The following is a 25,512-nucleotide window of genomic DNA, read 5'->3' as shown; positions in this document are numbered from 1 at the left end:
ACGAACTCAGCGAAGGGTGGGATCGAGCCGATCGCGCAGCCAGTCGCCGACGAGGCTGACGGCGAGCGTGGTGACGACGATCACGCAGGATGGCGCAAGCAGAATCCATGGCGCGCGCGAGAGATATTCGCGGCCATAGCCGACCATGTTGCCGAGACTCGACATCGGCGGCTGCACGCCGAGGCCGAGGAACGACAGTCCGCTCTCAAGCAGGATCACCTCGGGGAAGACGAGCGTCATCGAGACGATCAGCGTCGAGGCGATGTTGGGCAGGATATGTTTGAGATAGATGCGTGTCGGATTGGCGCCGAGCTGTCGCACCGCGCCGGCATATCCTTGCGCGCCCGCGGCGATGGCGAGGCCGCGCGAGATGCGCGCATAACGCTCCCAGCCGTAAAGACCCATCAGCCCGATGAAGAGCGGCAGCGTATTGCCGAAGAAGGCGAGCACCGAGAGCGCCATGATGAAGAAAGGCATGCTCGCCTGGAAATCAGCGAGCACGATCACCGCCTGCTCGACAAGGCCGCGGAAATGAGCGGCAAGAAATCCGAGCGTCGTGCCGACGACCGCCGAGATCGCCGTGGCGCCGAACGCGATCAGGAGCGAGATTCGGATCGACAGGATGAGCCGCGAAAGAACATCGCGGCCAAGTTCGTCGGTGCCGAGCCAGTGCGCAGCATTGCCCGGAGGCGAAAGCCGGTTGCGCAGATCCATCGAAGTGATGTTGTAAGGTGTGATCCAGTCCGCGAGCAGCGCGATCCCGATCATCAGCCCGAGCCAGGCGAGCGCGATCGTCACCGCGATCGGAATGCGCCAGCGGACTGGCGCTTCCGCGCGTTCAGCGCTGTCCTGTGCGATCATCGCCATCAGTGGGCCGCCGCAACGCGCACGCGCGGGTCGATGAAGCCATAGGCGAGATCGACCGCGAGATTGGCCATCACCATGGTGAAGGCGATGAGAAGCAGAATCACCTGCACCACTGCGAGATCGCGATTGGCGACGGCGACGACGAGCAGCCGCCCGACGCCGGGCCAGGAGAACACGCTCTCGACGACGACCGCGCCCGCGATCAGCGAGCCCACCATGAAGCCAAGGATGGTCACGGTGGGAATCGCGGCGTTCGGCAATGCATGGCCGCGCACCACAGCGCCCCACGCGACGCCCTTGGCGCTCGCGGTCCTGATGTAGGGCTGGCCGAGAACCTCCAGCATGGCGCTGCGCGTGAAGCGCGCGAGAATCGCCGCGCCGCCGACGCCAAGCGTAATGATCGGCAGGATCGCGTGACGCCAGGAATCCTGACCGCCCGTTGGCAGCCAGCCGAGCGACACCGAGAAGACAAGCACCAGCACCAGGGCGAGCACGAAGCTCGGCACCGTGAAGCCGGCGACTGCAAGGATCATCACGATCCGGTCGGTGACGCTGTTGCGATGGAGCGCCGCATAAACGCCGGCGGGAATGCCGATGAACATCTTGATCATCAGCGCCGGAATGGTCAGCGCCAGCGTCGCGGGAATGCGTTCCGTGACGATCGTGATCGCGGCGCGGCCGTCGCGCATCGAACGGCCGAGTTCGCCCTGCAGCACGGCGCCGAAATAGTTCAGATATTGCATCCAGATGGGATCATCGAGCCCCCACGCCTTGCGAAAGGCCGCGATCGCTTCCGGCGGCGCGTCGGCGCTCATGATGATCAGCGCGGGATCGCCCGACAGACGGAGCACCACGAATGAGAACGTCATCACGAGGAAAATCGTGAGCAACGCGCGCCCAAGACGCGCCGCGATAAAGCCGGTCATTGCGTCGCGCCTCCCGCCGCCGTGAGATGGCAGGCGACGCGTCGGTCCGCGGAGACATGCACGAGCGAGGGCGATTCATCGCGGCAGCGTGCGATCGCAACGGGACAACGCGGGTGAAACGCGCAGCCTGAAGGTCGCGCGGCGGGATTCGGCGGTTCGCCCTTGAGCACGATGCGCTTAACGTTGCGCGTTCCCGGCGTCGGCGAGGCTGACACCAGCGCCTGCGTATAGGGATGTTGCGGATTGGCGAAGAGCGTGTCTGCATCGCCTTGCTCAACGATGCGGCCGAGATACATCACCGCGACGCGATGGCTGACCTGACGCACCACCTTGAGATCATGGCTGATGAACAGCATGGCGAGGCCAAGCTGCTGCTGCAGATCGATCAGGAGATTAACCACCTGCGCCTGGATCGACACGTCGAGCGCCGACACCGGCTCATCGCAGACGATGAGATCGGGCTTCGTCGCCAGCGCGCGCGCCAGCACAACGCGCTGACGCTGGCCGCCCGACAATTCGTGCGGATAACGCGACGCATGACTCGCGTTGAGCCCGACGGCGCGGATCAGCTCCAGCGTGCGCGCCTCGCGGTCTTTCTTTTCTCCGACGTCGTGGATGTCCAGAGGCTCGCGCACCTGTGCGCCGACAGCCAGCCGGCGATCGAGCGCGCCGAGCGGATCCTGATAGATGAGTTGCAGACGCGCGCGTTGTCGCCGCCATTCCGGCGTGTCGGCCGGCGGCATCTTTTCACCATCGAAGATGACGCTGCCTTCGTCAGGACGCTCCAGCCCCAACGCCATGCGGCCCGTCGTCGATTTGCCGCACCCGGATTCGCCGACGAGACCAAGCGTCCGCCCGCGCTCAACCGAAAGCGACACGCCGTCGACGGCGCGCACCTTACGCGCTTCGCCGAAAAAGCCGTGACGCGACTGATAGACTCGCGCCAGCCCATCAGCCTGCAACAGGGCGGCGCTCATGCCGCGACGCGCGCCGCTTCAGGCTTGGCTGGGCTAAGCTCCACGCAGGCTGCGCGGCGGCCGTAGCCGGTGCTGACGAATTCAGGCCGGCCTTCCTCGCAGCGCGCCGTCTTGCGCGCGCAGCGCGGCGCAAACGCGCAGCCGCGCGGCAGACGCCACGGCTCAGGGACCACGCCGGGGATGGGTTCGAGGCGACGGCGATCACCCGCGATGTCAGGCAGCGCGCCAAGCAGACCAACGGAATAGGGATGATGCGGCTCCGCGAACAGATCGAGCGCGTCCGCTTCCTCGACGACACGGCCGGCGTACATCACCGCGACGCGCTCGCAGACCTCCGACACCGCGCCGAGATCGTGACTGATCAGCACCAGCGCCATGTGGGTCTCGCGCCTGACCGTCGCGAGCAGTTCGAGAATCTGCGCCTGGATGGTCGCGTCGAGCGCCGTCGTCGGCTCATCGGCGACAAGCAGGTCGGGCTTGCCCGCCAGCGCCATCGCGATCATCACACGCTGGTTCTGCCCGCCAGACATCTCATGGGGATAAGTGTCAAGCCTGCGCGCGGCGTCGGGAATGCCGACGAGATCGAACAGCCGCTTCGCCTCGGCGCGGATTGCAGCACCTGAAAGGCCCTGATGCAGCGCCAGCGCCTCGCCGATCTGGCGGCCGACGCGCAGCACCGGATTGAGCGCGCTCGCCGGGTCCTGAAAGATCATCGCGATGCGACGGCCGCGAATGCTTTCGAGATCAGCAACCGGCGCGCTGAGAATGTCGCGGCCTTCAAGCAGCACGGAGCCCGCAGCTTTCGCCGTGCGCGGCAAAAGACCCAGCGCGGCGAGCCAGGTGATCGACTTGCCGCAACCGGATTCGCCGACGAGGCCAAGCGCCTCGCCACGAGCGATCGTCAGATCGACGCCATGAAGCGCCGCCCTTCCGTCGAACGCGACCTTGAGATCGCGGATCTCGACAAGTGGGGCCGCCTTCATGTGGGGCGGCCCCAGTTGCCGACGCGGAAGTCCATCGCGAAGGCCGGCGCGGCCTTCCAGGCGATCGATTTCGGCTTGGCGGTGAAGGTCGCGTTCTGATGCAGCACCGTATAGGCGGGGTCTTCACGCTCGGCGATTTCCAGAAGGCGGCGGAACACCTGACGACGGCGCGCCCGATCGGTGCTGGTTTCAAGCTCGACCGAAAGCTTGTTCAGCTCTTCGTTCGTATATTCGCCGATCTGCTGCTGCTGTCCGTTCGGGCCATGTTGCGCGACGAGCGATGACACCGGATCGTTGAAGGGCGCGGAGTTCGACCAGTCGCGGACGCCGCGAGTCTCGCTGCGCTCCATGATCTGGCTCCAGTTCTCCTTCATGTTGATCTGGACGTTGAGGCCGACCGCCTTCCACATCTCGACCAGCACCTGCGCCGTCGGCACCTGATTCGTGTAATAATTGTTGAGCAGACGGTAAGGGATCGGATCGCCCTTGTAGTTCGCTTCCTTGAGAAGCTTGCGGGCAAGTTCGGGATCATAGGCCGGCACTGACCAGTCGGCCTGGAACATCTCGCCATAATAGTCCCACTGCAGGCCCTTCGGCACGACCGTGCGGCCGACCCACAGCGAGTCGACGATCGCCTGGCGATCGATCGCATGGGTGAAGGCTCGGCGCACGCGCGCATCGATGAGCTGCGGATGGCTCTTGTCGAACACGGTCAGGCGGTGATTGAGGATCGTGCCGCCCTGCACTTCGAACGCCGCGTTCTTCTCGATCTGCGTGATCTGATCCGGCGGGATGTCGCAGGCGAACTGATAATCGCCGGCGAACAGCCCGTTGACGCGCGAGGAGACTTCCGGAACCTCGACGAAGCGGATGCGCTTCACCGGGGGACGGCCGCCCCAATATTCGTCGTGAGCTTCAAGCGTCAGGCTCGAGTCGGGCTTGAATTCGACGACGCGATACGGACCCGTCGTCACCGGCTTGCGCGCCCAATCGAGCCAGGTCTTGGCTTCGGAATAATCGCGCCGGCTCATGATTTCGCTGCCGTAGCGGCTGATGCGGCCTTCCATCGTCACGTCGGGCGACGCATTGACGAAACGCACCGTATATTTGTCGACGACCTCGACCTTGATCAGCGCCGGCCAGGCGCGCCGGGCGACGGCCGGAATTTCGGCCGGCAGCTCCTTGCCCGCGAAACCCGGGATCATCTCGCGGATCGGGATCGTCTTGCCATGCGCGGTCGCCGGAGAATTGCCGAACATGCGCTCCGGTCCGAACGAGAATGACACGTCTTCCGCCGTCATCTCCTCGCCATTGTGGAACTTCACGCCCTGACGAAGCTTCAGCTCCACCGTCGCATCGTCGATGCGCCTCCATTCGGTCGCCAGCGCTGGAACGGGCTTGAGACCGCCAAGCCAGTCGCGGCCGATCAGACCTTCCCAGATCGAGGAGAAGAAGATGCGCTCGCCGACATTGGACTGCTCGCGCAGCACGTCGAGCGTGTTGGAGTTCGAGACTTTCTGCACCGCGATCGTGATCGAAGGACGATTGTCCGCCTGGCCGATGGCGAAGCGCGGCAGCGCCATCGCGCCGGCGCCCAACGCCAACCCGAATGTGTTGCGGCGTGTCAGTTTAGGCATGCCCGTCTCCTTGAAGCGATCTTGAATGCAGTGGGCTCAGGCCGACTCTTTTCGCTGAAAGAGTCGTTCATGCTCCGGCGGAAGCTGGACTCAAGCTCTGAGCCGATAGGAGAAGGGCTAGTGAGCCTTTGCTACATCGCAGTGACAAAGCCGCGCGAATGGTAAGCGGCCCTGTCTCTTTCTTGCGCGCTGTGGGCAATCCTGCGCCGCTCGGAGAAGCGGCGCAGAGTTCAACTCGTCAGTGAGACTCGACGCCGGGATAATCCGCGTCGAGCACAAATGGATAAGGCCCTGGAAAGCGCTCGACATAAGCGACATGCGTGACGAGGCCCGCATCGGCGCTCCAGAGATGAAGCTGATAGGCTGGCGGTTCGAACACCATCGAGCCCGGATCTTCCGGCCTGAGATCGAGCGTCACCTGGTGCGAAACGGACGGCGCGGTCGACGCGATCGTCCGCGCCCAGCGCTGATAGATCACGCGATGGTGATGACCGCAGAGCACCCGCTCGACCTGCGGATGGCGCGCGACGATCTCGCCCATCGCTTCCGCGCCTTCAAGCAGACGAATGTCGTCCATATGCCGGATGCCGCACACGAACGGCGGATGATGCATGAAGATGATCGTCGGCTTGGCTGGCCGCGCTGCGAGAGCCTTGTCGAGCCATGCCAGGCGCTCGCCGTCGAGTTCGCCGCGGCTTGCACCGGGAACCATTGTATCCAGCGCGATCAGGCGCACCGGATGGTCTTCGACGACATACTGCACGAATGTCGAATGGGTCGTGACGCCGGGATATTCGGCGAGCGTTGTTCTCAGTTGCTCGCGCCGGTCGTGATTGCCGGGAATGACATAGATCGGCATCGGCAGAGCGCTCAGCATCTCGCGCAGCAGCTCATATTCCTCGGCGAGGCCGCAATCGGTAAGATCGCCTGAAATGATGACGCAGTCGGGCTTCGGCGTCAGCGCGCGCACGGCGTCGATGGCGCGCGCGGTCATCATGTTGGTTTCGGAAACGCGATAGGCGGCGCGGCCGCGCGGTCGGACATGCAGGTCTGTGAGATGGGCGATCAGCATCGGGAAATCTGGGAACGCAGTTTCGGAAGATGAGAAGAAGAGACCGTCCCGGGCTGCTTCACAACCCGGGACGGCGCGTTGCTTATTCCGGCAGGTTCAGCGCAGTCGCTTCCACGTAAGGCCGCAGCAACTGATCCGCATTGGCCTGCGCCGCCTTGAGAGCCGCCGCCGGCTTCTTCTTGCCGGACATTACGGCCTGCACCTCGTCCTCAAGCGCCTTGCGCACCGCGGTGGTGTTGTAGGTCGCGAACCAGGAGCGCGCATAGGCGAGCTGATCGAGCGCGACCTTCGCATCGGGGTGCTCGGCCAGGAAGCTCTTCATTTCAGGCAGATCATAGGCCGCCTTATTCGGCGCGAAATATCCCGTGAAGCGGCTCCAGCCGCCGGCGATTTCCGGGCTCGTCAACCACTTGATGAGTTTCCAGGCGGCCTGATCGCGCTCCGGCGAGTTGCCCTTCGGAATGATCAATGAGGCGCCGCCAATCGGAACCGCATTGCGCAGATTGCGCGGGATGAAGGCGACCTTGTACGGCGTCTTCATGCTCTGACGGATGAACGAGAGCGAACCTGTCGAAGCGATGATCATCGCAGCCTGGCCGCCGAAGAACGAGTTGTTGATCGTCGGCATCTGCGTCGCGCCTTCCGGCATGACCTTGTATTTGTGGATGAGATCATCGACCAGCGTCAGCGCGCCGAGCATCGAGGGCGTATCGTAATAGATCTCGCCGCCGAAATCCGGATTGTAATACTGGCCGCCATTCGACATGTTGAGCGCGCTCATCGTCCAGCCGAGCGTGTCATAGACGCCGGGAATCATGAGGCCCCAGCGTGTGACCTTGTCGCCGTCGCGCTTGGTGAGCTTCTTCGCCACTGTGATCCAGTCGGTCCAGGTGACCGGCGGCTTCTCCGGATCGAGACCCGCTTCCTTGAAGGCTTCCACATTGTAGTAGAGCAGCGGCGTCGAATTGTGGAACGGCACGCCGTAGATCTTGCCGTCGACGCGCGCATTGCCATGCAGCGCCGGCCAGAACTGGTTCATGAAAGCGTCGGGCGTCTTGCCATCGGCTTCGGCGAAGCTGTCGAGCGGCTGGATGAGATCGTCGATATGGTACTGCGTGATGAAGTTTGCGCTCATGATGACGGCCGCCGGCGGCTTGCCCGCCTTGATCGCCGCGCGAGTCTTGATGTCGGTCTCGTCGTAGCTGCCGGTATAGACGCCGGTCACCTCGATATCAGGGTTCTCCTTGTTGAAGCGCACGATGAGATTTTGCATCTCCTTCGCGAGCGCGCCATCGACCGGAACCGGGAAGAACATGTCGATTTTCGTCGCCGCGAGCGCCGCTGTCGCGCTCAACGCCGACAGAGCCGCCGCTGCAACGAGCGACTTGATGAATTTCATGCAGGATCTCCTATTTGACGCCGGTGAAGAGGAAGGAGTTGACGAACTGACGCTGGAACAAGGCGAAAGCGATCAGCAGAGGACCCGCGACCAGCAGCGTCGAAGCCGCGATGAGGCCCCAGTCGGCGGCGTGCTGCGCCGAGCGCACGAAAGAGGCGAGCCCCACGGTCAGCACCATATTGTCAGGCGTGTCGGTCACCATCAGCGGCCACAGGAACTCGTTCCAGTGCGCCGTGACTGACACGATCGAGAAGGCGACAAGCCCCGGCCGCGCCAGCGGCACAAGCACGAGACGAATGAGCTGCCACAAGCTTGCGCCGTCGATGATCGCCGCTTCCTCGAAGTCACGCGGGATCGTCTTGAAGGTCTGGCGCATCAGGAATACGCCGAAAGCGGAGGCGAAATACGGCGCCATCACGCCGGCGAGCGTGTCATAGAGCCCGAGCTTCACGATCGTCATCGTATTCGGCACGATCAGGATCGGCGCAGCGAGCGTGAGCTGCAGCAGAAAGAGATGGAACAGCAGCGATTTTCCGCGGAATTCCATCCGCGCGAAGGCGTAGCCCGCGAGCGCGATCGTCACGAGTTGCACGACGAGAATGCCTAATGTGACGATGAGCGTATTGAGATACCAGCGCGCGAACGAGCCCTGAATCCAGGCGTCGACAAAATGCTCCGATGTTGGCGGGCCATCGGGAAGAAGCGACGCGGCGGACAGGGAGCCGTAGGGGATAGCTTTCACCGAAGCGACGAGCATCCACAGCAGCGGCGTCGACCAGACGAGCGCAACACAGGAGAGAACGGCGATCGTGATGAGGCGCGCGGCCGACGGGCGGGAGGGCGCGTTCGTGGTTTGCACGGTCAGGACTCGTAATGCATGCCGCGCTCCAGCGTCTTCAGCGAGACGAAAGAGAGCGCGAGCAGCAGCGCGACGGAGACGATGGTGGCCGCCGCGCCGCGGCCGATGTCATGCTGCTCATGCGCGGCCTGGAAGATGTAATTGAGCAGCACGTTGGTCGAATCGGACGGGCCGCCGCCCGTCAGCACGATCACATGGTCGACCTGCGTCACCACATTGATCAGCGCGATCACGACGATGACCGCCAGCGTCGGCATCAGCAGCGGCAGCGTGATGCGGAAGAAGCGCGTGATTGGCCCGGCGCCGTCGAGCTTCGCCGCCTCGTGGATGTCTGATGGAATCCCCTGCAGCCCCGCGAGCGCGAAGAGCATGTAATAGCCGGCGTTCTTCCAGATCGTCAGCCCGATGATCGAATAAAGCGCGATGTCGGGATCGCCGAGCCAGTTGGTCTGCGCAGCGCCGAGTTGCGCGAGATAATAGTCGAGCAGGCCAGCCCCCGGCATCAGCACGAAGGAGCCGAGCGCCGCCGCGGCGACGAGCGGCAGCAAGGTCGGAAAGAAAAAGATTGTGCGCAGGAGATTGTTGAAGCGCGTCGATTCCTGCAACGCGGCGGCGAGAATGACGGCGATCACCAGCGACGGCGCGACTGTGCCAATTCCGTAAAGGAACGTATTGGCGAAGGCTTTCTGGAATGCAGCGTCGAAAAACAAGCGCTGAAAATTACCGAAGCCATATCCGGCAAACTTGCCGCCGAATTTCTCGATCGTGAAAGCCTGCGTCAGAGCCTGCAGAATCGGCGCGTAGGTGAAGAGCGCGAGGAAAAGAAGAGAGGGCGCGAGCAGGAGCGCGGCGGTCGGCGCGCTACTGTCGCGTTTTTTCCTCGCAGCAGGCGGAGCGACCGGCTGGGCGAGGGCAAGATTGTCGCGAAACACGGCGTCGCTCATCGCCGCGCAGTTCACAGGAGTTTACAACACGCCCATGACATTGAGCCGGCAACGGGCGGTGAAAGTTTCGCCATCGGCGCCAGCGGACGCGGCAGGCGCTGGTCGCATCAGCGCCAGGCTCTGCTCACGTCGAAACATCCGCTTCCGGCAAGCGGGGCTGCGGCATCCTGTCTCCCTCAAATCCGCTCATCGGATTGTGCGAAGCGGGGCCGCCTGAAACGATGCTAGGCCATTGTCGCAAACTGCATGCGCCACATCGTTCGTCTCGTCGCTTTCCTTTTGCTGGCCGTCGTCCCGGCCGGACGAACTGCGGCCCATGACTGGTACACGAACAAGAAGAACCCGGTGACCCGCATCCCCTGCTGCGATGATCTCGACTGCCATGTCATCGACAATGGCGATTGGTGGCGGAAGGGCGATCTCTATTACGTGCGCTGGACGAACGGCATGGTCTATTCGATCCCGGTCGAGCAGGCGCTGCCCTCCGAGGACCCCGACGGCAAGGCCGCAGCCTGCGTCCTGGAAGGCTGGCTGCGCTGCTTCTTCGTCCCGGCGCTGCTTTGATTTCGGAAGCAGAATGCGAAAGCCCCGGACCTTGCTTTTCCAAGCAAAATCCGGGGCTTGCGAATTGGTGGGCGCGACAGGGATTGAACCTGTGACCCCTACCATGTCAAGGTAGTGCTCTCCCGCTGAGCTACGCGCCCGGGCGGGTCCATGAAGGACCCGTGACAGGTGGCGGCGCTATACCGGCCTGCTTTCGCCAACGCAAGCGCGGAGCGGATCGCGCCCGGTTTTTGTTCACGCGTCTTCCGATTCGGTCTCGGACGCCTCCGGCGCCCAGCCCCCCATGGACTTGCGCCATTTCCCCCGCAGCACAGCCGGACGCTCGGGATAGCGCTCTTCGAGGAAGGTCGCCTCCAGCACCCGGTCGGTGCGGAAATGGCGGAAATCCTGGCGCAACTCGCACCAGGCGATGAGCAGCCGGACAGTCTCGAGATAGCCGACGCTGATCGGCCAGATGATTCGCTCGCTCTCGCGCTCATATTCGTCGCGATAGCGCAGCCTGATCTTGCGGCCGGCGTGAATGGCGGCTCGCGCGCCCGCCATATCGATCGTGTCGGGCGCGATCCGCCAGGTCGGGACGCTGCGGGTCGCCGGCTCCAGCACAAATGGCCTGAGCCGCTCCGGCACGGCGACCCCGATCTTCGCGATCAAATCCTTCGCCGCACGGGCGAGCGCTGGATCGCCCCGTCCCGCCACCCATTGCGCGCCAAGCACCGCCGCCTCGATTTCATCAGGCGTCAGCATCAGCGGCGGCAGGTCATAGCCGCCTTCGAGGATATAGCCGGTGCCGGCCTCGCCCCGGATCGGGACCCGCTGGCCGATCAGCGTCTGGATGTCGCGATAGACCGTCCGGCGCGAGGCTTCGAGCTCGGCCGCCATGGCGTCCGCGGTCACGGGCTTCCCCGCCCGACGCAGAATCTGGATGATCTGGAACAGCCGGTCGGCGCGCCTCATCGGAGCCCTCGGAAGCTGTCCGCGCTTTACATGCCCTTGGAGCCGACGGCCATCCCGGCCCGCCCGCTTTGCGAGCGCTCAGGCCGCCTTCAGGAGGCGCGACACCTCGTTGACGAGGTCCTTGAGATGGAACGGCTTCGACAGGACCTTGGCGTCCTTCGGAGCCTTCGAATCGGGATTGAGCGCGACCGCCGCGAAACCGGTGATGAACATCACCTTGATTTCCGGATCGAGCTCCGTGGCGCGGCGCGCCAGCTCGATGCCATCCATCTCGGGCATGACGATATCGGTCAGCAGGAGCTCGAAAGGCTCCTCGCGCAGCCGGTCATAGGCCGAAAGCCCGTTGTCATAATGCGCGACCTGATAGCCGGCGTTCTCCAGCGCCTTCACCAGGAAGCGGCGCATGTCGTTATCGTCTTCGGCGAGCAGAATCTTGTTGGTCATGACGGTCTTCGGGCGAGTCGGATCGGCTTTTCATACCCCGGGAGGCGTAAACGTCGGGTTAGGAATGGGATTGTCCACAGAGACTCACACACCTTCGACGAAAATCAGCCGGCGGTCGAGCGCATCGCGACGCACTTTCAGCGCTTCCGCATAGTCCGCGGACGCATACCAGGCCTTGGCCTGCGCCATCGATGGAAATTCGACCACGATCATCATCCTGGGCTCGGGGCCGCCCTCGATCAGTTCGGTCGCGCCGCCGCGCACGATATAGCGGCCGCCATGACGCTCGATCGAAGCCTTCGCGAGTTCGCGATAGGTCTCGATCAGCTTTGCGTCCCTGATCTCGGTTTCGGCGATGACGTAGGCGGACATCGCCGCGCCGTCAGGCCGCGATCGCCAGCCGCTTGCCGACGAGCGCGCGCAGCAAATTGAGATCCTTGGCGAAGGCGCGGATGCCTTCGGCGAGTTTCTCCGTCGCCATAGCGTCCTCGTTCATCTGCCAGCGGAAGCTCTTTTCATCCGTCGCCGCCGGCGCCGGCTTCGTCGCGATCGCGGACGCGTCGAGCTTGCGCGGCAGGTCGCCCTCGGCCTTCGCGAGTTCATCGAGAAGCGCCGGCGAAATCGTCAACCTGTCGCATCCCGCAAGCGCCTCGATCTCGCCGACATTACGGAACGACGCGCCCATCACGATGGTCTTGCGTCCCTGTGATTTGTAAGCCGCATGGATGCTGCGCACGGACTGCACGCCGGGATCGGTTTCGGATGTGTAAGGCCCGCCGCCCGCCTTCACATGCCAGTCGAGGATGCGGCCGACGAAAGGCGAGATGAGGAAAGCTTGCGCCTCCGTCGCCGCCTGCGCCTGCGCAAGCGAGAACAGCAACGTCATGTTGCAGTCGATCTTCTCGCTCTGCAGCACCTCGGCGGCGCGAATGCCTTCCCAAGTCGACGCGATCTTGATGAGAATCTTTTCGCGCCCGACGCCACGCTCTTCATAGGCGTTGATGATGGCGCGCGCCTTGTCGACCGTCGCAACCGTATCGAAAGACAGGTCGGCGTCGACTTCCGTCGAGACGCGGCCGGGTACGACCTGCGCGAGTTCGGCGCCGAACGCGATGGCGAGGCGATCGCAGACGGCGGCGGCTCGCGAATCGGCGTTTCCGCCCTGCTTGCGTCCCCAGGCGATGGCGTCTTCGACCAGCGCCGCATGCTGCGGCAGTTCGACCGCCTTGAGCAGGAGGCTCGGATTGGTCGTGCAGTCCACCGGCTTCAGCCGCTTGACGGCGTCGATGTCGCCGGTGTCGGCGACAATCGTGGTCATCGCCGCGAGCTGTTCGAGTTTGGACGGCATGTCGGTCTCCTTTCCCGGGAAAGTGGCGATCCTGACGGCGTTTGACAATCATCGAACGCCGGAGGCCGCCTGTCGGGTCCGTCAGCCGCGCCGGGTAAACCACATCCGCCGCAAGGTCGAGTCGCGGTCAAGCCAGTGATGTTTCATCGCCGCCGCTGCATGCAGCAGCAGCAGCGCGCCGAGCGCCCAGGCGGCGAGGCGATGCGCCCGGCGCGCGATCCCGTAGACGCTCTCACTGGGCGCGGTCAGCGCGGGAATCTCTACGAGATCGAAGAAGCGCGTCGGCACCGGCAGCGGCGCGGCTGAGACCATCACCCAGCCGATCAACGGCAGCGCCAGCAGCAGCGCATAGAAGGCGGCGTGCGTCAGCCGCGCCGCCACGACTTCACGCCGCGACATCGTCTCGGGAAAGGGCGGCCGCCGCGTTTGTACGCGTGCGATCACGCGCAACAGGATTAGCGCCAGCGCAATGAAGCCGAAGGACTTATGGAGCTGATAGAGATCGAACGCCTCGCCCGCGTCGATGTCGGCGTGCCGCATGTAGAGGCCGAGCGAGAGCAGGCCGACGATGACTGCCGCGCTCAGCCAATGGATAATGCGCAACGCGAGCGGCCACGCGCCAACCGCTTCTTCCGCACGAACGGAATCGTCGCGCGATTCGTTCGCATCCTGCGCGATCACGGCGCGCCGACCGCTTCCGTCGTCACCACGATATCGACGCGGTCATTGATGATCGGAACGCCGGAATTCATGCCGAAGGCGGAGCGCATCACCTGACCGCGCGCGCTCAAGCCCACCGCAGCGCCGCCGCGGCGCGTGCGATCGACATTGACCGTCAAGGTGATCGGCTTGGTGACGCCAAGCAGCGTCAAATCACCCTGCACCTGCACGGTTCGGTCATCGACCTTCGTCACCGCCGTTGAGGCGAAACTCATGGTCGGATATTTCGCCGCGTCGAAGAAAACGGCGCTACGGATGTAGTCGTTGAGTCCTTTCGATCCGGCTTCGACTGAAGACGACTGGACAGAGAAGCGCACCGAGGATCGGGCGGGATGATCGAAATCGAGAGAAACGCGGCCGTCGAATTTCTGGAAAGAGCCACGCGTCGTCGGCCACGCCGATGATTCGATGGTGAATCCGATGCGCGTGCGCGCGGGATCGATGCGCCAGCTTTCGGCTGCCGCCGCAGCCTGCGATTGCGCCGCAGCAGCCGCGGCGAGCATGAGAGATTGAACGAATGACAGGCGCATGACGACCTCGTACGGCGATCAGGAACGTTTCGCGCCCCTGCTACGCGAGCGAACCGCCCGGCGATGTTCCCACGGGAACAGGTGGAAATTATCAGGCCTCGCGCCTCATCGCAGGCGATTGTCCAGCCTCTCGCGCAGTTGTGAACAGTCCGCGATCGCGCCGCGCCGAGGCGAGAATAAAATCATGCACGAGCTTCACGCGCGCGATGTCGCGCACGTCAGCATGCGTCGTCAGCCAGTAGGCGCGCCGCACCGCCTTGTCGGGAAGCAGCCGCACGAAATCAGGATCATTGTCGGCGGCGTAGATATGCAGCACGCCGACGCCAACGCCGGCGCGCACTGCTTCAAGCTGTCCGATCACGCTCGCGCATTCGAAGCGCGGCCCGTCGGGAATTCCGAGTTCATCGAGATAGTCGAGAGCCGGCGAGAACAGGAGATCGCGCACATAAGTCACGACGCGATGGCGCGCGACATCCGTCACAGCTTCGATCGGCGGATGACGCCTGACATAGTCGCGCGAGGCGTAGAGGCCGAGCGCATAGTCCGTCATTTTCACAAGGCGCTGCCGGCCCTCTTCCGGCGGGTCTATCGTGATCGCGAGATCGGCCTCGCGCTTGGCGAGCGAGAAGGCGCGCGGCAGCGGCACAAGCTGGATCCGGAGATCGGGATGCGACGCGAGCAATGCGCCCAGCCGCGGCAGCAGATACCAGGTGCCGATGCCATCAGGCGCGCCGATCCTCACCGTGCCAGCGATCGAGACGGAGCTGTCAGTCAGCGCGCTTTGCGCCCGCAGCATCTCGCTCTCCACCCGCTCGGCGGACTCCAGAAACCGTTCGCCGGCCGCTGTCATGGCCGAGCCGGACGGGCTGCGCTCGAACAGCTTGGCGCCGAGGTCGCGCTCCAGCGCATTGATGCGGCGGGTGACCGTCGCCTGGTCGAGCCCGAGCCGGCGGGCGGCCGCCAGAAGCTGGCCGGAGCGGGCGACGGCCAGGAAGACACGGGCGTGATCCCAATCCATGGAAGCTCCTGAGATTCCGCATAACGATTACGCCAACTATGCCGTTGATATGCGGAAAAACCAATGTAGGAGTCCGGTCAGACAATACACAGAGCTGCATCCGGGAGGACGCCATGGTCGCACAGATCCATCATTTCATCGGCGGCAAGCATGTCGAAGGCCGCTCCGGCCGCTTCGGCGACGTCTTTCAGCCGCTCGACGGCAGCCTGCGCGCCAAGGTGGCGCTGGCTTCGAAGGACGACGTGCGCATGGCGGTCGAGAACGCCAAGGCGGCGCAGCCCGGCTGGGCGGCGACCAATCCGCAGCGTCGCACCCGCGTGCTGATGAAGTTCATCGAACTCGTCGCCAAGCATAATGACGAGCTCGCCGAAATTCTCGCCCGCGAGCACGGCAAGACGATCCCGGACGCCAAGGGCGACATCCAGCGCGGCGTCGAGGTGATCGAGGTCTGCCTCGGCACGCCGCATATGATGAAGGGCGAATACACCGAAGGCGCCGGCCCAGGCATCGACATCTACTCCATGCGCCAGCCGCTCGGCGTCGTCGCCGGCATCACGCCGTTCAATTTCCCCGCGATGATCCCAATGTGGAAATTCGGCCCGGCGCTCGCCTGCGGCAACGCCTTCATCCTGAAGCCGTCCGAGCGCGATCCCGGCGTGCCGATGCGCCTTGCCGAATTGCTGATCGAAGCTGGTTTGCCAGCCGGCGTGCTCAACGTCGTCAATGGCGACAAGGAAGCGGTCGACGCGATCCTCGATGACCCCGATATCAAGGCCGTTGGCTTCGTCGGCTCGACGCCGATCGCCGAATATATCTATTCGCGCGGCTGCGCGGCCGGAAAACGCGTGCAGTGCTTTGGCGGCGCCAAGAACCATATGATCGTCATGCCCGACGCCGACATGGATCAGGCAGTCGATGCGTTGATCGGCGCCGGCTACGGCGCGGCTGGCGAGCGCTGCATGGCGATCTCCGTCGCCGTTCCCGTCGGCGAGAAGACCGCTGATGAGCTGGTGAAGCGCCTTATCCCGCGCGTTGAATCACTGAAGGTCGGCCCTTCGACCGACGGCAGCGCTGATTTCGGTCCGCTCGTCACCAAGGCGCATCTCGATAAGGTGAAGAACTATGTCGATGTCGGCGTGAAAGAGGGCGCGAAGCTCGTCGTCGATGGTCGCAACTTCACCATGCAGGGCTATGAGAACGGCTTCTACATGCATGGCTGCCTGTTCGATCATGTGAAGCCCGACATGCGCATCTACAAGGAAGAGATTTTCGGGCCGGTGCTGTCGGTCGTGCGTGCGAAGGACTACGCCGAAGGCCTGAAGCTCGCGAACGATCATGAATATGGCAACGGCGTTGCGATCTTCACCCGCGACGGCGATGCGGCGCGCGATTTCGCGGCGAAAGTCGAGGTTGGCATGGTCGGCGTCAACGTGCCAATCCCGGTGCCTCTGGCCTATTACACCTTCGGCGGCTGGAAGCGCTCAAGCTTCGGCGATCTCAATCAGCACGGTCCCGACGCCTATCGCTTCTACACCAAGACCAAGACGGTGACGTCGCGCTGGCCGAGCGGCATCAAGGAAGGTTCGGAGTTCGTCATCCCGACGATGCGGTGACCCGCTCTGCGCGTCTGACCGGAAGCGCAGATGTCCGACACATTCGATTTCATCATTTGCGGCGCAGGCTCGGCGGGCTGCGTGCTCGCCAACCGCCTGTCGCAGGACGGCAAATACAGCGTCGCCGTCGTCGAGGGCGGCGGCAGGGATAACTGGATCTGGTTTCACATCCCGGTCGGTTATCTCTTCGCCATCGGCAATCCACGCTCGGACTGGATGTTCAGGACCGAGCCTGATCCCGGCCTCAATGGGCGTTCGCTCGCCTACCCCCGTGGCAAGGTGATTGGCGGCTCCTCCGCCATCAACGCCATGATCTATATGCGCGGGCAAGCGGCCGACTATGACGGCTGGCGCCAGCTTGGACTCACAGGCTGGGGCTGGAATGACGTGCTGCCGCTCTTCCGGAAGCAGCAGGATTTCTTCCGTGGCGAAAGCGAATTGCATGGCGCCGGCGGCGAATGGCGCGTTGACTATCCCCGCGCATCCTGGGAATTGCTCGACCGCTTCATCGACGCCGCCGAACAGGCGGGCGTCCCGCGCAGCGATGATTTCAATCGCGGCGACAATGAAGGCTGCGGCTATTTCCACGTCAACCAGAAGAATGGCCGCCGCTGGAGTGCGGCGCGTGGATTCCTGAAACCTGCGCTCAGTCGTCCCAATCTCGAACTCATCACCAATGCGCTTGTCGATCGCGTCGTCTTCGATGGCAGACGCGCGACGGGAGTCGTCATTGTCAGGGGCGGTGAAAAAAAGACGCTGAAGGCGCGATGCGAGGTGATTCTGTCGGCCGGCGCCGTCGCCTCGCCGGCGATCCTCGAACGCTCCGGCGTCGGCGCTGGTGATCGCATGAAAAGCCTTGGCGTCGACGTCGTTCATGATGCGCCGGGCGTCGGTGAAAACTTGCAGGACCATCTGCAGCTTCGCGCCATCTACAAGGTCAGCGGCGTCAAGACGATGAACGGCGAATATCGCTCGCTCATCAAGCGCGGCTGGATGGGATTGGAATATGCGCTGTTCCGCAAGGGCCCGCTGACCATGGCGCCGTCGCAGCTCGGCGCCTTCGCGAAATCCTCGCCTGAATTCGCCACGGCGAATGTGCAGTTCCACATTCAGCCATTGTCGCTCGACAAATTCGGCGATCCCCTGCATGCCTTTGACGCCTTCACCGTCAGCGTCTGCAATCTCAGGCCGGAGAGCCGCGGCTCGGTCCATGCGCGCTCGGCGAAGCCTGAGGATGCGCCGAAGATCGATCCGCATTATCTCAGCGCCGATAAGGACCGCGAAGTCGCGGCCGACGCGTTGCTGCTCGCGCGCCGCATTGTCGCCCAGCCCGCGCTCGCGAAATTCAGGCCGGAGGAATACAAGCCTGGCGCGGATATCTCTACGCGCGAAGACCTCATGCATGCGGCAGGCGATATCGGCACGACGATCTTCCATCCCGTCGGCACGGCGAAGATGGGCGTCGAAAGCGATCCGACAGCGGTGCTCGACGAACGCCTGCGTGTGCGCGGCGTCGATAGTCTGCGCGTGATTGACGCCTCGGCGATGCCGCGCATCACATCAGGCAACACCAATTCGCCGACCATGATGATCGCCGAGAAAGGCGCGGCGATGATTATCGAGGATGCGCGATGAGCTTCGCTCTGACAGATGATCAGATCGCCATTCGCGATATGGCGCGCGATTTCGCCGCCGAAACGCTCGCGCCGAAAGCGGTGGAATGGGATGAGAAGAAGCATTTCCCTGTCGAGGAAATGCGCGCCGCTGCGGCGCTTGGCATGGGCGGCGTCTATGTGCGCGAGGATGTCGGCGGTTCGGGCCTTGGCCGCATGGAATCGGCGCTGATTTTCGAGGCGTTGTCGACGGGCTGCCCGACTGTCGCGGCCTATATCTCGATTCACAACATGGCCGCCTGGATGATCGATCGTTTCGGATCGGACGAGCAACGACAACGCTTCCTGCCGAAGCTCTGCACGATGGAGCATCTCGCGAGCTATTGCCTCACCGAGCCGGGCGCGGGCTCCGACGCCGCCGCCCTGAAGACGAAAGCCATGCGCGACGGCGATCACTATGTGCTCAACGGCGTGAAGCAGTTCATCTCCGGCGCCGGCGTTTCCGACATCTATGTCGTCATGGTTCGCACCGGAGAGACAGGCGCGTCAGGCATTTCGACCTTCGCTGTCGAGAAGGGAACGCCTGGCCTCTCCTTTGGCGCAAACGAGAAGAAGATGGGCTGGAACGCGCAGCCAACGCGCCAGGTGATCTTCGAGAATTGTCGCGTGCCTGCGGCGAACCGGTTGGGCGAGGAAGGCGTCGGTTTCAAGATCGCCATGGCCGGGCTCGATGGCGGCCGCCTTAACATCGCCGCCTGCTCGATCGGCGGCGCGCAAGGCGCGCTCGACAAATCACTCGCCTATATGAAAGAGCGCAAGGCGTTCGGCAAAAGGCTCGACGAATTCCAGGCGCTGCAATTCACGCTGGCCGACATGGCGACGGAGCTTGAAGCCGCGCGCACCTTTCTCTGGCGCGCCGCGTCAGCTCTCGATGCAAAGACGCCGGAAGCTACGCAGCTTTGCGCGATGGCGAAGCGCTTCGGCACCGACATTGGGTTCGAAGTCGCCAACAAGGCGCTCCAGCTTCATGGCGGCTATGGCTACCTCGCCGATTACGGCGTCGAGAAGATCGTGCGCGATCTACGCGTGCATCAGATATTGGAGGGAACCAACGAGATCATGCGCCTGATCGTGGCGCGGAACTTGGTGGGGAGGTCGAGTGGAAATTAAGTCGTCAGGCCGCCAGCGTCCGAACGCGCTTCTCGATCAGCGCGCCTGCAGCGCGTCGCGCGACGCGCAAATCATAATCGGACTGCAAATTCATCCACATTTCCGCGGAAGTTCCGAAGAAGCGCGCCAGACGCAGCGCCGTATCCGCGGTGATGGCGCGTTCGCCTTTGACGAGGCCGGCGATGCGGCTGACGGGCACATCGATATCGCGCGCCAGCCGGTTCTGGCTTACGCCAAGGGGCTTCATGAATTCCTCGGCAAGAATCTCGCCGGGCGGAATGAGATCAAGCAAACCGCCTTTGCGCTCAGTGATAGTCGACGATTTCGACGTCATGGGCTTCACCTTCAATCCAGCGGAAACAGATGCGCCACTGGTCGTTGATCCGGATCGAATGCTGGCCGACGCGATCGCCGCGCAACGCCTCCAGCCGATTGCCAGGCGGAACCCGCAAATCGTCGAGCCGTCGCGCGCTGTTCAGCAGTTGCAGCTTGCGGCGCGCGCCTCGTTCAATCGCTGACCATTTGCGGACAAGCCGGTCGTGAAACAGGCTTTCGGTGTCCTTGTCTGCGAAAGACCTGATCACCCTTTCACCCTATTCCGTAATTAGTATTCCGTCAAGATGAATAGCCGCAGGAGAGGATCATGACCACCATCGCCTTCATCGGTCTCGGCAATATGGGCGGGCCGATGGCCGCCAATCTCGTCAAGGCTCAGCACAAGGTCATCGGCGTCGATCTCGCGCCGGCGCTGCGCGATCAGGCTGCGAGGGAAGGCGTGACCATCGCCGCCAGCGCCATAGAAGCGGTGAAGGACGCCGATATCATCATTACCATGTTGCCGGCAGGCAAGCATGTGCGCGCGGTGTGGGCGGAAGCCATTCCCGCGGCGAAGAAAGGCGCGCTCTTCATTGATTCCTCAACGATCGATGTCGATTCCGCCCGAGCCGTGCATGAGATCGCGAAACAGGCCGGCGTTCTCTCGGTTGATGCGCCGGTTTCCGGCGGCACCGGCGGCGCGAAGAACGCGACGCTCACCTTCATGTGCGGGGCTGAGAAAGATGCGTTCGATCGCGCCAAGCCGATCCTTGAACAGATGGGCAAGAAAATCGTCCATTGCGGCGGCGCCGGCGCCGGTCAGGCAGCGAAGATCTGCAACAACATGATCCTCGGCATCTCCATGATCGGCGTGTCGGAGGCCTTCGTGCTCGCCGAAAAACTTGGCCTTTCGCATCAGGCTTTGTTCGACGTCGCCTCGACATCGTCTGGCCAGTGCTGGTCGCTCACCACTTATTGCCCGGTGCCAGGGCCGGTGCCGACCTCGCCTGCGAATAACGGCTACAAGCCGGGCTTCGCATCCGCGTTGATGCTCAAGGATCTCAAGCTGTCGCAGGAAGCCGCGGCGGCAAGCGGCGCGACGACGCCGATGGGCGCGCTCGCAGCGCAGATCTACGCGCTGCACAACGCCTGGGGCGAAGGAGGCGCCGACTTCTCCGGCATCATCAATCTGGTGCGCGGCCGCGAGTGATCGTCAGCGCGAAGCGCGCACGAACTCCAGCGGCCGTCCGCCCGCGCGCGCCGACTTGCTGAAATTACCGTCGGCGCGCGGCGTGAAAGCGAGCCCTTCGCCGTCGGTTCCATAGAGTTGCAGGTCGAGCGTTTCGATACGCCACGAGGCGAGCTTCAATTTCTTCACCGCGGCGTCGCAGGTTGGCGACAGAGTCAAAGCGAAACTCTCCTCGCCGCCCGGCGGCGGCTTGTCGAGCAAGGTCGCTTCGCAGATCGCAGGACCGCCCGGCCGCCGCATGATCCATTTGCCGAACAGCGCTTTCGCCATCGGCAGCGCTTCGACGCCCTTTGGCGCCTTGATCATCACGAGATCGCGCGCCTCGCCGCTCTCGCCTTCCCAGAATGAACCTTCCTGGCGTTCGGTAACGGTGACGATCGTCTTGCGCGTCGCGTCGGCGAGGGCGAGGCCGCCCTTGCCGTCGAAGCGCCAGGCCGCCGCCTCGGCGATTTTCGGCAGTCGCGTGGCGCAGTTCGCGGGCGCAGTCAGCGCATAGCCTCCGATCGTTTTCTCCGCGGACAAAATGATGCGGCATCCCGGCTTGCCGTCGCGGCGCGCGAACAGCCATTCGCCCGTCGTCGCCTTGATGATGTCAGGGGAAATCTCCTGCGCCGTCGCCGGCGCCGCGATGAGCGCCACAGCCACACATTGGGCGATGATCGCGGCGCGCTTCATGTCAGAGGCCTTCGACTTCGGCGAACGGCGCGGACATGCGGACGACTTCCTCATCGCCGGAAACGAAGTCATTGAACATCATGATCGCGAAGCGAACGGGATTGTCGATCGGCGTGATCGGCCCGTGCCAGACATTTGCGCCATAGGTGAAAGACTGGAAGGACGAACCGACGAAGACGCGAATCCTGTCGAGATCGGCGCCGCCTTCCCCATTCTTCGGACCGGCGACGACGAGAAAGCGGCCATGATCGAGCGGCGTGAAACTCTGCGAAGAGAATTCGTGCCGTTCAACAACACTGAGAGGCAGAGGCCGCGCAAGTTGAGGGGCGACATGAACGATGGAATAGCTCGCCTTCGCATGGTCGCGGAGATTCACGAGCGACGTGTCGAGATAGACTCTGCCCTTTGGCGCAGGCGGATCGAACACAGCGCCAAAAGGCGCGAACGCCTCTGGTGTCAGCGGCTCGGCGACGATCTTTCTCATCATTCCCCCTTTTATTTCATTTCGAGACAGGCGAGCGCATCAGCTTTGCCGAGACAGGCCCAATCCATATCTCGCAATCCCGCCCGTTTGTCTTCCGGCACCTTCAGCTTCATCACGCCGAACCAGGGCCGCAACGCCGTCGATTTCACGCGGCCCTTCGCGTCGGCGAGCGCGATCGTCAGCGTCACCGCATTGATGACATTGCCGCCGATCAGCAGCACGCGATCGCGCAGCTTACCCACGACGATGTCGCAATGCATGAGCGCGCCTTGCGTCGCCGCGCGCCGCGCCTCGTCGAGCGAGGCGATGTCCCTGTTTTCAGCGCGCCCCGTGCAGACGAGATCGCCGGCGGCGACCGGCGTCGTGAGATCGGCGGGCGTGAAAGCGGACGCTTCCGCGTTCTCAAACATGGCGGAGAGATAGGCCGAATGCTTCGCCGCGCGCGCGAATTGCGGCCGCGTCAGCCCCGCCTCGCACATCACCCAGGAGACGAAGGCGGCTGACCAGGGGATCGCCCAACCTGTCCCCGGCCACCCGCCTCGCCCCCAAATGACATTCTGCACGGCGACGGCGTCCTGTCCGGGGGTCACGGCCCAATAACCGCCGATACGCTCCATCACCTCGCCGTCGTCCTCGGCAAGTCCGAGGCGCAACGCGCGCGGCAAGGGGCGATCGAGAGCTGGGTTGATCGCGCCAGGAACGATCGCGGCGCTTCCCGCGCGTGACTGCACTTGCGGCACGAGCGGCAATCCTACGCTTGCGATATCGAAGGTCGGGAAGTGGAACGCCTCCCATTCGCGCGCTGCGAGCGACACGATGCGCCGGCGCAACGTCGCATCGCCAGAAACGTTCGCGACACTTTCGCGGCACTGTGAATCCTTCACACGCGCGAAACTTGCGCCTGATTTCGTCTCGGGGCGTTCGAAACGCATTTCGACGCGCTGCCGCGGATCCGGGAAAACCTGTGCGAACGCCGCCTGCGTCGTCGCGAAGATCGCGACGACTGACAAAACAATGCGAATGCGCCGCGCGATCATGACATCAGGAAATCCGCGATCGCCGCGGCGATAAAGGGAAAAGGCAGCGAGATCGCAACGCGCAGGCGCACGAACCAGGCCGGCATCGTCGGCAATTCCCAGACCAGCATCCGGTTGAAGGTGTAGAGCGACCAGCCCGTGACATAGGCGACCACCTGTGGCGCGCCGGCGCCGGCTTTCAGCGCGGCCGCGCCGAGGGAATAGCCGACCACCGGCCCGCCGGGCGTCAATGCGCCAGCGACCGTTCCGATGGCGACGCCGACGACGCCGGAGCCATGGCCGAGCCATGCGCTCACCGTTTCCGGCGGCAACATCTCCGCGATATAGCCCGAGCCAACGATGCCGATCAGCAGGCGCGGCAGCAGCCGTCGGAACTCGTGCGCGGTGCGCCAGCCCGCGACATAGACGATGCGGCGATTGCGGCGCGCGCCGACCGTGATCAGCGCCGCAACGGCGCTGTAGAGAATGATCGTGACGATGAGCGCGGCCATCTCAGGCGCCTCGCATCACGAAGCGCAGCGGGATCGATCGCGCGATCCAGCCGGCCAGCACCGGCATGAAGACGGCGCCGACCGAACGCAGCGCAACAAAATGGAACCCGAAGAACGGCATTTCCCAGATCACCGCGCGATTGAGCCCGAGCAGCAGCCAGCCCGTGATGAAGGCGACCGCCGCGCCGCGATCAGCGCCGGCGACGAGAAACGCCGCCGCCAGGGGAAACACGGTGAAGGGGCCGGCGGGAAACAGGATGCCGGCGAAGGCCGCGATGAACAGGCCGAAGAAGCCGGAATTCTCGCCGATCCACTGCCGGATCACCTCGCGCGGCACGAGCAGGCGGACGAGCGCGCCGATCAGCGTGCCGGCGATCGACTTCGGCACGATTTCGAGGAAGAGCGAGAAATCCTCGGTGAAGATGTCGAAGAATTTCGGCCAGCCCTCGCGATGCAGCACCGCGAGCGCCGATCCGCCGCTGAGAAGGCAGATGAGCGCGAAGCTCCAGTCGATGCGGGAAAAGAATTTGCGGAAAGACAAAGGCTGGGCGCGAACGGAGCGGGCTTCAGCGCCCGCCCCGTCGCATAGCCAAGCCGCAGCCGCCTGCAAAGGCGGCGGCGTGCAGATCGCGTGCGGCTGTCCCGCGCTGGACGCGCGTCAGGCGGCCTTGGCGGCCTTCGCCGTCGCTTCGATCTGGGCGACGAGCGCATCGGGAAGTCCGAGTTTCGCCGCAAGCGTCTTGAGGAACTGCGATTCGGCGCCCTCATCCGGTTCGATGGAGATGCGGGCGGCGGTGTAGATTTGCGTCGCAAGCTCGGGCGAGCCGGCGGCCGCCGCGGCGAGTTGATCGGCCGACATGGGATGCGCGATCTCGTTTTCGAGCCAGGCATAGGCCTCCTCGTTGAGACCCGCTTGCTGCAGTCCGGCGATGATCGTCGCGCGCTCATTGGCGTCCACCGAGCCGTCGGCCGCCGCGGCAGCGACCATGGCCCGGATGAACAGTTCCGCATGCTCGTTGGTGGCGGCGTCAGGCTCGAAGCCAGAGCCGGCCGGCGCCGCCGCAGGAGCAGCGTTGAGATCGAGCATCGGCTTGCCCTGCTGATGGTTGCGCCAGGCGCTGTAGGCGAGACCGCCGATCGTCGCGAGACCACCGAGCTTCGCCGCGTTCGTGGCAAGGCCGCGGCCCGCGCTGGTGCCGAAGATCGCCGCGGCGAGACCGCCCAGCGCAGCCGTCGCCATGCCGGGATTATCAGACGCCATCTGCTTCACCTGAGCCAGGATATCGTTCGGCGACTTGCCGCCGGAGAGCTGGCCGACGATCTCGTTGAATTTGTCGGAGGCGCCGGTGCTCTGATCGACGCGGCTCGCCGCATCGCGCAGCCCACCAGTCGCCTGCCCGAAGACGCTGCTGGCGGTTCCACCCACGCCTTGCTCACGCATGCGGTTCAGCGTGTCGCCAAGGCCCGCCTGCTGGGCCTGCGCTTGCGCCTGGGCGAGAACATTGCCGAGCACACTGGCGAGGCCACCGGCCTGTCCGCCCTGCTGGGCGCCGCCGAGAAGGCCGTCGAGAAGCGATTTCGCGTCAAACATGGTGAAGCTCCCTGCGACGCGAAGGCGCGCCG

General features: G+C 64.0%; 29 protein-coding genes and 1 tRNA gene. 5 read left to right on the top strand and 25 right to left on the bottom strand.

Going from position 1 to position 25,512, the window contains the following annotated elements:
• Nucleotides 1–6: 6 nt before the first annotated feature.
• The 9 genes from L8F45_RS00830 to L8F45_RS00790 form a co-directional block, all read right to left on the bottom strand.
• Nucleotides 7–867, bottom strand: a complete 861-nt coding sequence (locus L8F45_RS00830) for an ABC transporter permease (RefSeq protein ID WP_425329972.1) — start codon at nt 865–867, stop codon at nt 7–9.
• The gene (locus tag L8F45_RS00825; protein WP_342360996.1) at nt 867–1,793 is read right to left on the bottom strand and encodes an ABC transporter permease; all 927 of its coding nucleotides are present in this window, start codon (nt 1,791–1,793) and stop codon (nt 867–869) included. The genes L8F45_RS00830 and L8F45_RS00825 overlap by 1 nt, the downstream gene beginning before the upstream one ends.
• On the bottom strand, nt 1,790–2,770 hold the full coding sequence (locus tag L8F45_RS00820) for an ABC transporter ATP-binding protein (RefSeq protein WP_342360995.1): 981 nt from the start codon (nt 2,768–2,770) through the stop codon (nt 1,790–1,792). The genes L8F45_RS00825 and L8F45_RS00820 overlap by 4 nt, the downstream gene beginning before the upstream one ends.
• Nucleotides 2,767–3,753: an ABC transporter ATP-binding protein gene (locus tag L8F45_RS00815; RefSeq protein ID WP_342360994.1), complete on the bottom strand. Its 987-nt coding sequence runs from the start codon at nt 3,751–3,753 to the stop codon at nt 2,767–2,769. Before L8F45_RS00815 ends, L8F45_RS00820 begins: the two co-directional genes overlap by 4 nt.
• The gene (locus L8F45_RS00810) at nt 3,750–5,390 is read right to left on the bottom strand and encodes an ABC transporter substrate-binding protein (RefSeq protein WP_342360993.1); all 1,641 of its coding nucleotides are present in this window, start codon (nt 5,388–5,390) and stop codon (nt 3,750–3,752) included. The genes L8F45_RS00815 and L8F45_RS00810 overlap by 4 nt, the downstream gene beginning before the upstream one ends.
• Nucleotides 5,391–5,628: 238 nt before the next feature.
• Nucleotides 5,629–6,462 (bottom strand): phosphodiesterase, encoded by an 834-nt coding sequence (locus tag L8F45_RS00805; protein WP_342360992.1) that lies wholly within the window; start codon nt 6,460–6,462, stop codon nt 5,629–5,631.
• An 82-nt stretch (nt 6,463–6,544) separates the two neighbouring features.
• Nucleotides 6,545–7,861: an ABC transporter substrate-binding protein gene (locus L8F45_RS00800; RefSeq protein WP_342360991.1), complete on the bottom strand. Its 1,317-nt coding sequence runs from the start codon at nt 7,859–7,861 to the stop codon at nt 6,545–6,547.
• 10 nt (nt 7,862–7,871) lie between these two features.
• Complete coding sequence (locus L8F45_RS00795; RefSeq protein ID WP_342360990.1) at nt 7,872–8,720, bottom strand: carbohydrate ABC transporter permease; 849 nt, start codon at nt 8,718–8,720, stop codon at nt 7,872–7,874.
• A 2-nt stretch (nt 8,721–8,722) separates the two neighbouring features.
• Complete coding sequence (locus tag L8F45_RS00790; protein ID WP_342360989.1) at nt 8,723–9,664, bottom strand: carbohydrate ABC transporter permease; 942 nt, start codon at nt 9,662–9,664, stop codon at nt 8,723–8,725.
• Between the two features lie 246 nt (nt 9,665–9,910).
• Between L8F45_RS00790 and L8F45_RS00785 the strand changes: the two genes are divergently transcribed.
• Nucleotides 9,911–10,228 carry a hypothetical protein gene (locus L8F45_RS00785; protein ID WP_342360988.1) on the top strand — a complete coding sequence of 106 codons (318 nt, stop codon included), beginning with the start codon at nt 9,911–9,913 and terminating at the stop codon, nt 10,226–10,228.
• 65 nt (nt 10,229–10,293) lie between these two features.
• Here the strand turns inward: L8F45_RS00785 and L8F45_RS00780 are convergent.
• From L8F45_RS00780 to L8F45_RS00745, 8 genes are all read right to left on the bottom strand, one after another.
• Nucleotides 10,294–10,368, bottom strand: a tRNA-Val gene (locus tag L8F45_RS00780).
• A gap of 94 nt (nt 10,369–10,462) precedes the next feature.
• Nucleotides 10,463–11,182 carry a helix-turn-helix transcriptional regulator gene (locus L8F45_RS00775; protein ID WP_342360987.1) on the bottom strand — a complete coding sequence of 240 codons (720 nt, stop codon included), beginning with the start codon at nt 11,180–11,182 and terminating at the stop codon, nt 10,463–10,465.
• A gap of 78 nt (nt 11,183–11,260) precedes the next feature.
• Nucleotides 11,261–11,626 (bottom strand): cell cycle two-component system response regulator CpdR, encoded by a 366-nt coding sequence (gene cpdR, locus L8F45_RS00770; RefSeq protein ID WP_342360986.1) that lies wholly within the window; start codon nt 11,624–11,626, stop codon nt 11,261–11,263.
• An 84-nt stretch (nt 11,627–11,710) separates the two neighbouring features.
• Nucleotides 11,711–11,998 carry a DUF1330 domain-containing protein gene (locus tag L8F45_RS00765; RefSeq protein WP_342360985.1) on the bottom strand — a complete coding sequence of 96 codons (288 nt, stop codon included), beginning with the start codon at nt 11,996–11,998 and terminating at the stop codon, nt 11,711–11,713.
• 10 nt (nt 11,999–12,008) lie between these two features.
• A complete protein-coding gene (gene tal / locus L8F45_RS00760; RefSeq protein WP_342360984.1) occupies nt 12,009–12,974 on the bottom strand; it encodes a transaldolase in 966 nt (321 codons plus the stop codon).
• Nucleotides 12,975–13,055: 81 nt separating this feature from the next.
• Nucleotides 13,056–13,655: a cytochrome b gene (locus tag L8F45_RS00755; protein ID WP_342360983.1), complete on the bottom strand. Its 600-nt coding sequence runs from the start codon at nt 13,653–13,655 to the stop codon at nt 13,056–13,058.
• The gene (locus tag L8F45_RS00750) at nt 13,652–14,224 is read right to left on the bottom strand and encodes a YceI family protein (protein WP_342360982.1); all 573 of its coding nucleotides are present in this window, start codon (nt 14,222–14,224) and stop codon (nt 13,652–13,654) included. The genes L8F45_RS00755 and L8F45_RS00750 overlap by 4 nt, the downstream gene beginning before the upstream one ends.
• Before the next feature lie 91 nt (nt 14,225–14,315).
• Nucleotides 14,316–15,242: a LysR family transcriptional regulator gene (locus L8F45_RS00745; protein WP_342360981.1), complete on the bottom strand. Its 927-nt coding sequence runs from the start codon at nt 15,240–15,242 to the stop codon at nt 14,316–14,318.
• A gap of 113 nt (nt 15,243–15,355) precedes the next feature.
• Between L8F45_RS00745 and L8F45_RS00740 the strand changes: the two genes are divergently transcribed.
• Genes L8F45_RS00740 through L8F45_RS00730 form a run of 3 tightly spaced genes read left to right on the top strand, consistent with a single transcriptional unit; the run spans nt 15,356 to nt 19,638 of the window.
• Nucleotides 15,356–16,855, top strand: coding sequence for a CoA-acylating methylmalonate-semialdehyde dehydrogenase (locus L8F45_RS00740; protein ID WP_342360980.1), 1,500 nt, complete (start codon nt 15,356–15,358; stop codon nt 16,853–16,855).
• A gap of 30 nt (nt 16,856–16,885) precedes the next feature.
• On the top strand, nt 16,886–18,490 hold the full coding sequence (locus L8F45_RS00735) for a GMC family oxidoreductase (RefSeq protein WP_342360979.1): 1,605 nt from the start codon (nt 16,886–16,888) through the stop codon (nt 18,488–18,490).
• Entirely contained in the window at nt 18,487–19,638 is a 1,152-nt protein-coding gene (locus L8F45_RS00730; RefSeq protein WP_342360978.1) for an isobutyryl-CoA dehydrogenase, read from the top strand. Before L8F45_RS00735 ends, L8F45_RS00730 begins: the two co-directional genes overlap by 4 nt.
• 4 nt (nt 19,639–19,642) lie before the next feature.
• On the opposite strand, the gene L8F45_RS00725 is transcribed toward L8F45_RS00730, so the two are convergent.
• Together L8F45_RS00725 and L8F45_RS00720 are read right to left on the bottom strand one after the other, a co-directional pair.
• Nucleotides 19,643–19,972, bottom strand: a complete 330-nt coding sequence (locus L8F45_RS00725) for a HigA family addiction module antitoxin (RefSeq protein WP_342360977.1) — start codon at nt 19,970–19,972, stop codon at nt 19,643–19,645.
• The gene (locus tag L8F45_RS00720) at nt 19,944–20,222 is read right to left on the bottom strand and encodes a type II toxin-antitoxin system RelE/ParE family toxin (RefSeq protein WP_342360976.1); all 279 of its coding nucleotides are present in this window, start codon (nt 20,220–20,222) and stop codon (nt 19,944–19,946) included. The genes L8F45_RS00725 and L8F45_RS00720 overlap by 29 nt, the downstream gene beginning before the upstream one ends.
• A gap of 59 nt (nt 20,223–20,281) precedes the next feature.
• On the opposite strand from L8F45_RS00720, the gene mmsB reads away from it, so the two are divergent.
• Entirely contained in the window at nt 20,282–21,163 is an 882-nt protein-coding gene (gene mmsB, locus L8F45_RS00715) for a 3-hydroxyisobutyrate dehydrogenase (RefSeq protein WP_342360975.1), read from the top strand.
• A gap of 3 nt (nt 21,164–21,166) precedes the next feature.
• Here mmsB and L8F45_RS00710 read toward each other — a convergent pair whose 3' ends face one another.
• From L8F45_RS00710 to L8F45_RS00685, 6 genes are all read right to left on the bottom strand, one after another.
• Nucleotides 21,167–21,877: an AprI/Inh family metalloprotease inhibitor gene (locus L8F45_RS00710; RefSeq protein ID WP_342360974.1), complete on the bottom strand. Its 711-nt coding sequence runs from the start codon at nt 21,875–21,877 to the stop codon at nt 21,167–21,169.
• Between the two features lies 1 nt (nt 21,878).
• Nucleotides 21,879–22,364 (bottom strand): ureidoglycolate lyase, encoded by a 486-nt coding sequence (locus L8F45_RS00705; RefSeq protein ID WP_342360973.1) that lies wholly within the window; start codon nt 22,362–22,364, stop codon nt 21,879–21,881.
• 8 nt (nt 22,365–22,372) lie between these two features.
• A complete protein-coding gene (locus tag L8F45_RS00700) occupies nt 22,373–23,398 on the bottom strand; it encodes a DUF2272 domain-containing protein (RefSeq protein ID WP_342360972.1) in 1,026 nt (341 codons plus the stop codon).
• Nucleotides 23,395–23,889, bottom strand: a complete 495-nt coding sequence (locus tag L8F45_RS00695; RefSeq protein WP_342360971.1) for a hypothetical protein — start codon at nt 23,887–23,889, stop codon at nt 23,395–23,397. The genes L8F45_RS00700 and L8F45_RS00695 overlap by 4 nt, the downstream gene beginning before the upstream one ends.
• A gap of 1 nt (nt 23,890) precedes the next feature.
• The gene (locus L8F45_RS00690) at nt 23,891–24,430 is read right to left on the bottom strand and encodes a permease (RefSeq protein ID WP_342360970.1); all 540 of its coding nucleotides are present in this window, start codon (nt 24,428–24,430) and stop codon (nt 23,891–23,893) included.
• Between the two features lie 117 nt (nt 24,431–24,547).
• On the bottom strand, nt 24,548–25,480 hold the full coding sequence (locus L8F45_RS00685) for a tellurite resistance TerB family protein (RefSeq protein WP_342360969.1): 933 nt from the start codon (nt 25,478–25,480) through the stop codon (nt 24,548–24,550).
• Between the last annotated feature and the right edge of the window lie 32 nt (nt 25,481–25,512).

Source organism: Terrirubrum flagellatum (assembly GCF_022059845.1).
GTDB lineage: Bacteria > Pseudomonadota > Alphaproteobacteria > Rhizobiales > Beijerinckiaceae > Terrirubrum > Terrirubrum flagellatum.
Note: the sequence above shows the minus strand (reverse complement) of the source record. Positions and strands in the feature narration are given on the sequence as shown.

What these genes read in the sequence shown, in the direction of transcription:
- L8F45_RS00765 (WP_342360985.1), bottom strand. Translation starts at nt 11,998, where the DNA reads ATGTCCGCCTACGTCATCGCCGAAACCGAGATCAGGGACGCAAAGCTG.
- L8F45_RS00740 (WP_342360980.1), top strand. Translation starts at nt 15,356, where the DNA reads ATGGTCGCACAGATCCATCATTTCATCGGCGGCAAGCATGTCGAAGGC.
- L8F45_RS00830 (WP_425329972.1), bottom strand. Translation starts at nt 867, where the DNA reads ATGGCGATGATCGCACAGGACAGCGCTGAACGCGCGGAAGCGCCAGTC.
- L8F45_RS00800 (WP_342360991.1), bottom strand. Translation starts at nt 7,861, where the DNA reads ATGAAATTCATCAAGTCGCTCGTTGCAGCGGCGGCTCTGTCGGCGTTG.
- mmsB (WP_342360975.1), top strand. Translation starts at nt 20,282, where the DNA reads ATGACCACCATCGCCTTCATCGGTCTCGGCAATATGGGCGGGCCGATG.
- L8F45_RS00735 (WP_342360979.1), top strand. Translation starts at nt 16,886, where the DNA reads ATGTCCGACACATTCGATTTCATCATTTGCGGCGCAGGCTCGGCGGGC.
- L8F45_RS00785 (WP_342360988.1), top strand. Translation starts at nt 9,911, where the DNA reads ATGCGCCACATCGTTCGTCTCGTCGCTTTCCTTTTGCTGGCCGTCGTC.
- L8F45_RS00745 (WP_342360981.1), bottom strand. Translation starts at nt 15,242, where the DNA reads ATGGATTGGGATCACGCCCGTGTCTTCCTGGCCGTCGCCCGCTCCGGC.
- L8F45_RS00820 (WP_342360995.1), bottom strand. Translation starts at nt 2,770, where the DNA reads ATGAGCGCCGCCCTGTTGCAGGCTGATGGGCTGGCGCGAGTCTATCAG.
- L8F45_RS00810 (WP_342360993.1), bottom strand. Translation starts at nt 5,390, where the DNA reads ATGCCTAAACTGACACGCCGCAACACATTCGGGTTGGCGTTGGGCGCC.
- L8F45_RS00815 (WP_342360994.1), bottom strand. Translation starts at nt 3,753, where the DNA reads ATGAAGGCGGCCCCACTTGTCGAGATCCGCGATCTCAAGGTCGCGTTC.
- tal (WP_342360984.1), bottom strand. Translation starts at nt 12,974, where the DNA reads ATGCCGTCCAAACTCGAACAGCTCGCGGCGATGACCACGATTGTCGCC.
- L8F45_RS00700 (WP_342360972.1), bottom strand. Translation starts at nt 23,398, where the DNA reads ATGATCGCGCGGCGCATTCGCATTGTTTTGTCAGTCGTCGCGATCTTC.
- L8F45_RS00775 (WP_342360987.1), bottom strand. Translation starts at nt 11,182, where the DNA reads ATGAGGCGCGCCGACCGGCTGTTCCAGATCATCCAGATTCTGCGTCGG.
- L8F45_RS00730 (WP_342360978.1), top strand. Translation starts at nt 18,487, where the DNA reads ATGAGCTTCGCTCTGACAGATGATCAGATCGCCATTCGCGATATGGCG.
- L8F45_RS00705 (WP_342360973.1), bottom strand. Translation starts at nt 22,364, where the DNA reads ATGATGAGAAAGATCGTCGCCGAGCCGCTGACACCAGAGGCGTTCGCG.
- L8F45_RS00695 (WP_342360971.1), bottom strand. Translation starts at nt 23,889, where the DNA reads ATGGCCGCGCTCATCGTCACGATCATTCTCTACAGCGCCGTTGCGGCG.
- cpdR (WP_342360986.1), bottom strand. Translation starts at nt 11,626, where the DNA reads ATGACCAACAAGATTCTGCTCGCCGAAGACGATAACGACATGCGCCGC.
- L8F45_RS00685 (WP_342360969.1), bottom strand. Translation starts at nt 25,480, where the DNA reads ATGTTTGACGCGAAATCGCTTCTCGACGGCCTTCTCGGCGGCGCCCAG.
- L8F45_RS00710 (WP_342360974.1), bottom strand. Translation starts at nt 21,877, where the DNA reads ATGAAGCGCGCCGCGATCATCGCCCAATGTGTGGCTGTGGCGCTCATC.
- L8F45_RS00805 (WP_342360992.1), bottom strand. Translation starts at nt 6,462, where the DNA reads ATGCTGATCGCCCATCTCACAGACCTGCATGTCCGACCGCGCGGCCGC.
- L8F45_RS00790 (WP_342360989.1), bottom strand. Translation starts at nt 9,664, where the DNA reads ATGAGCGACGCCGTGTTTCGCGACAATCTTGCCCTCGCCCAGCCGGTC.
- L8F45_RS00825 (WP_342360996.1), bottom strand. Translation starts at nt 1,793, where the DNA reads ATGACCGGCTTTATCGCGGCGCGTCTTGGGCGCGCGTTGCTCACGATT.
- L8F45_RS00750 (WP_342360982.1), bottom strand. Translation starts at nt 14,224, where the DNA reads ATGCGCCTGTCATTCGTTCAATCTCTCATGCTCGCCGCGGCTGCTGCG.
- L8F45_RS00725 (WP_342360977.1), bottom strand. Translation starts at nt 19,972, where the DNA reads ATGACGTCGAAATCGTCGACTATCACTGAGCGCAAAGGCGGTTTGCTT.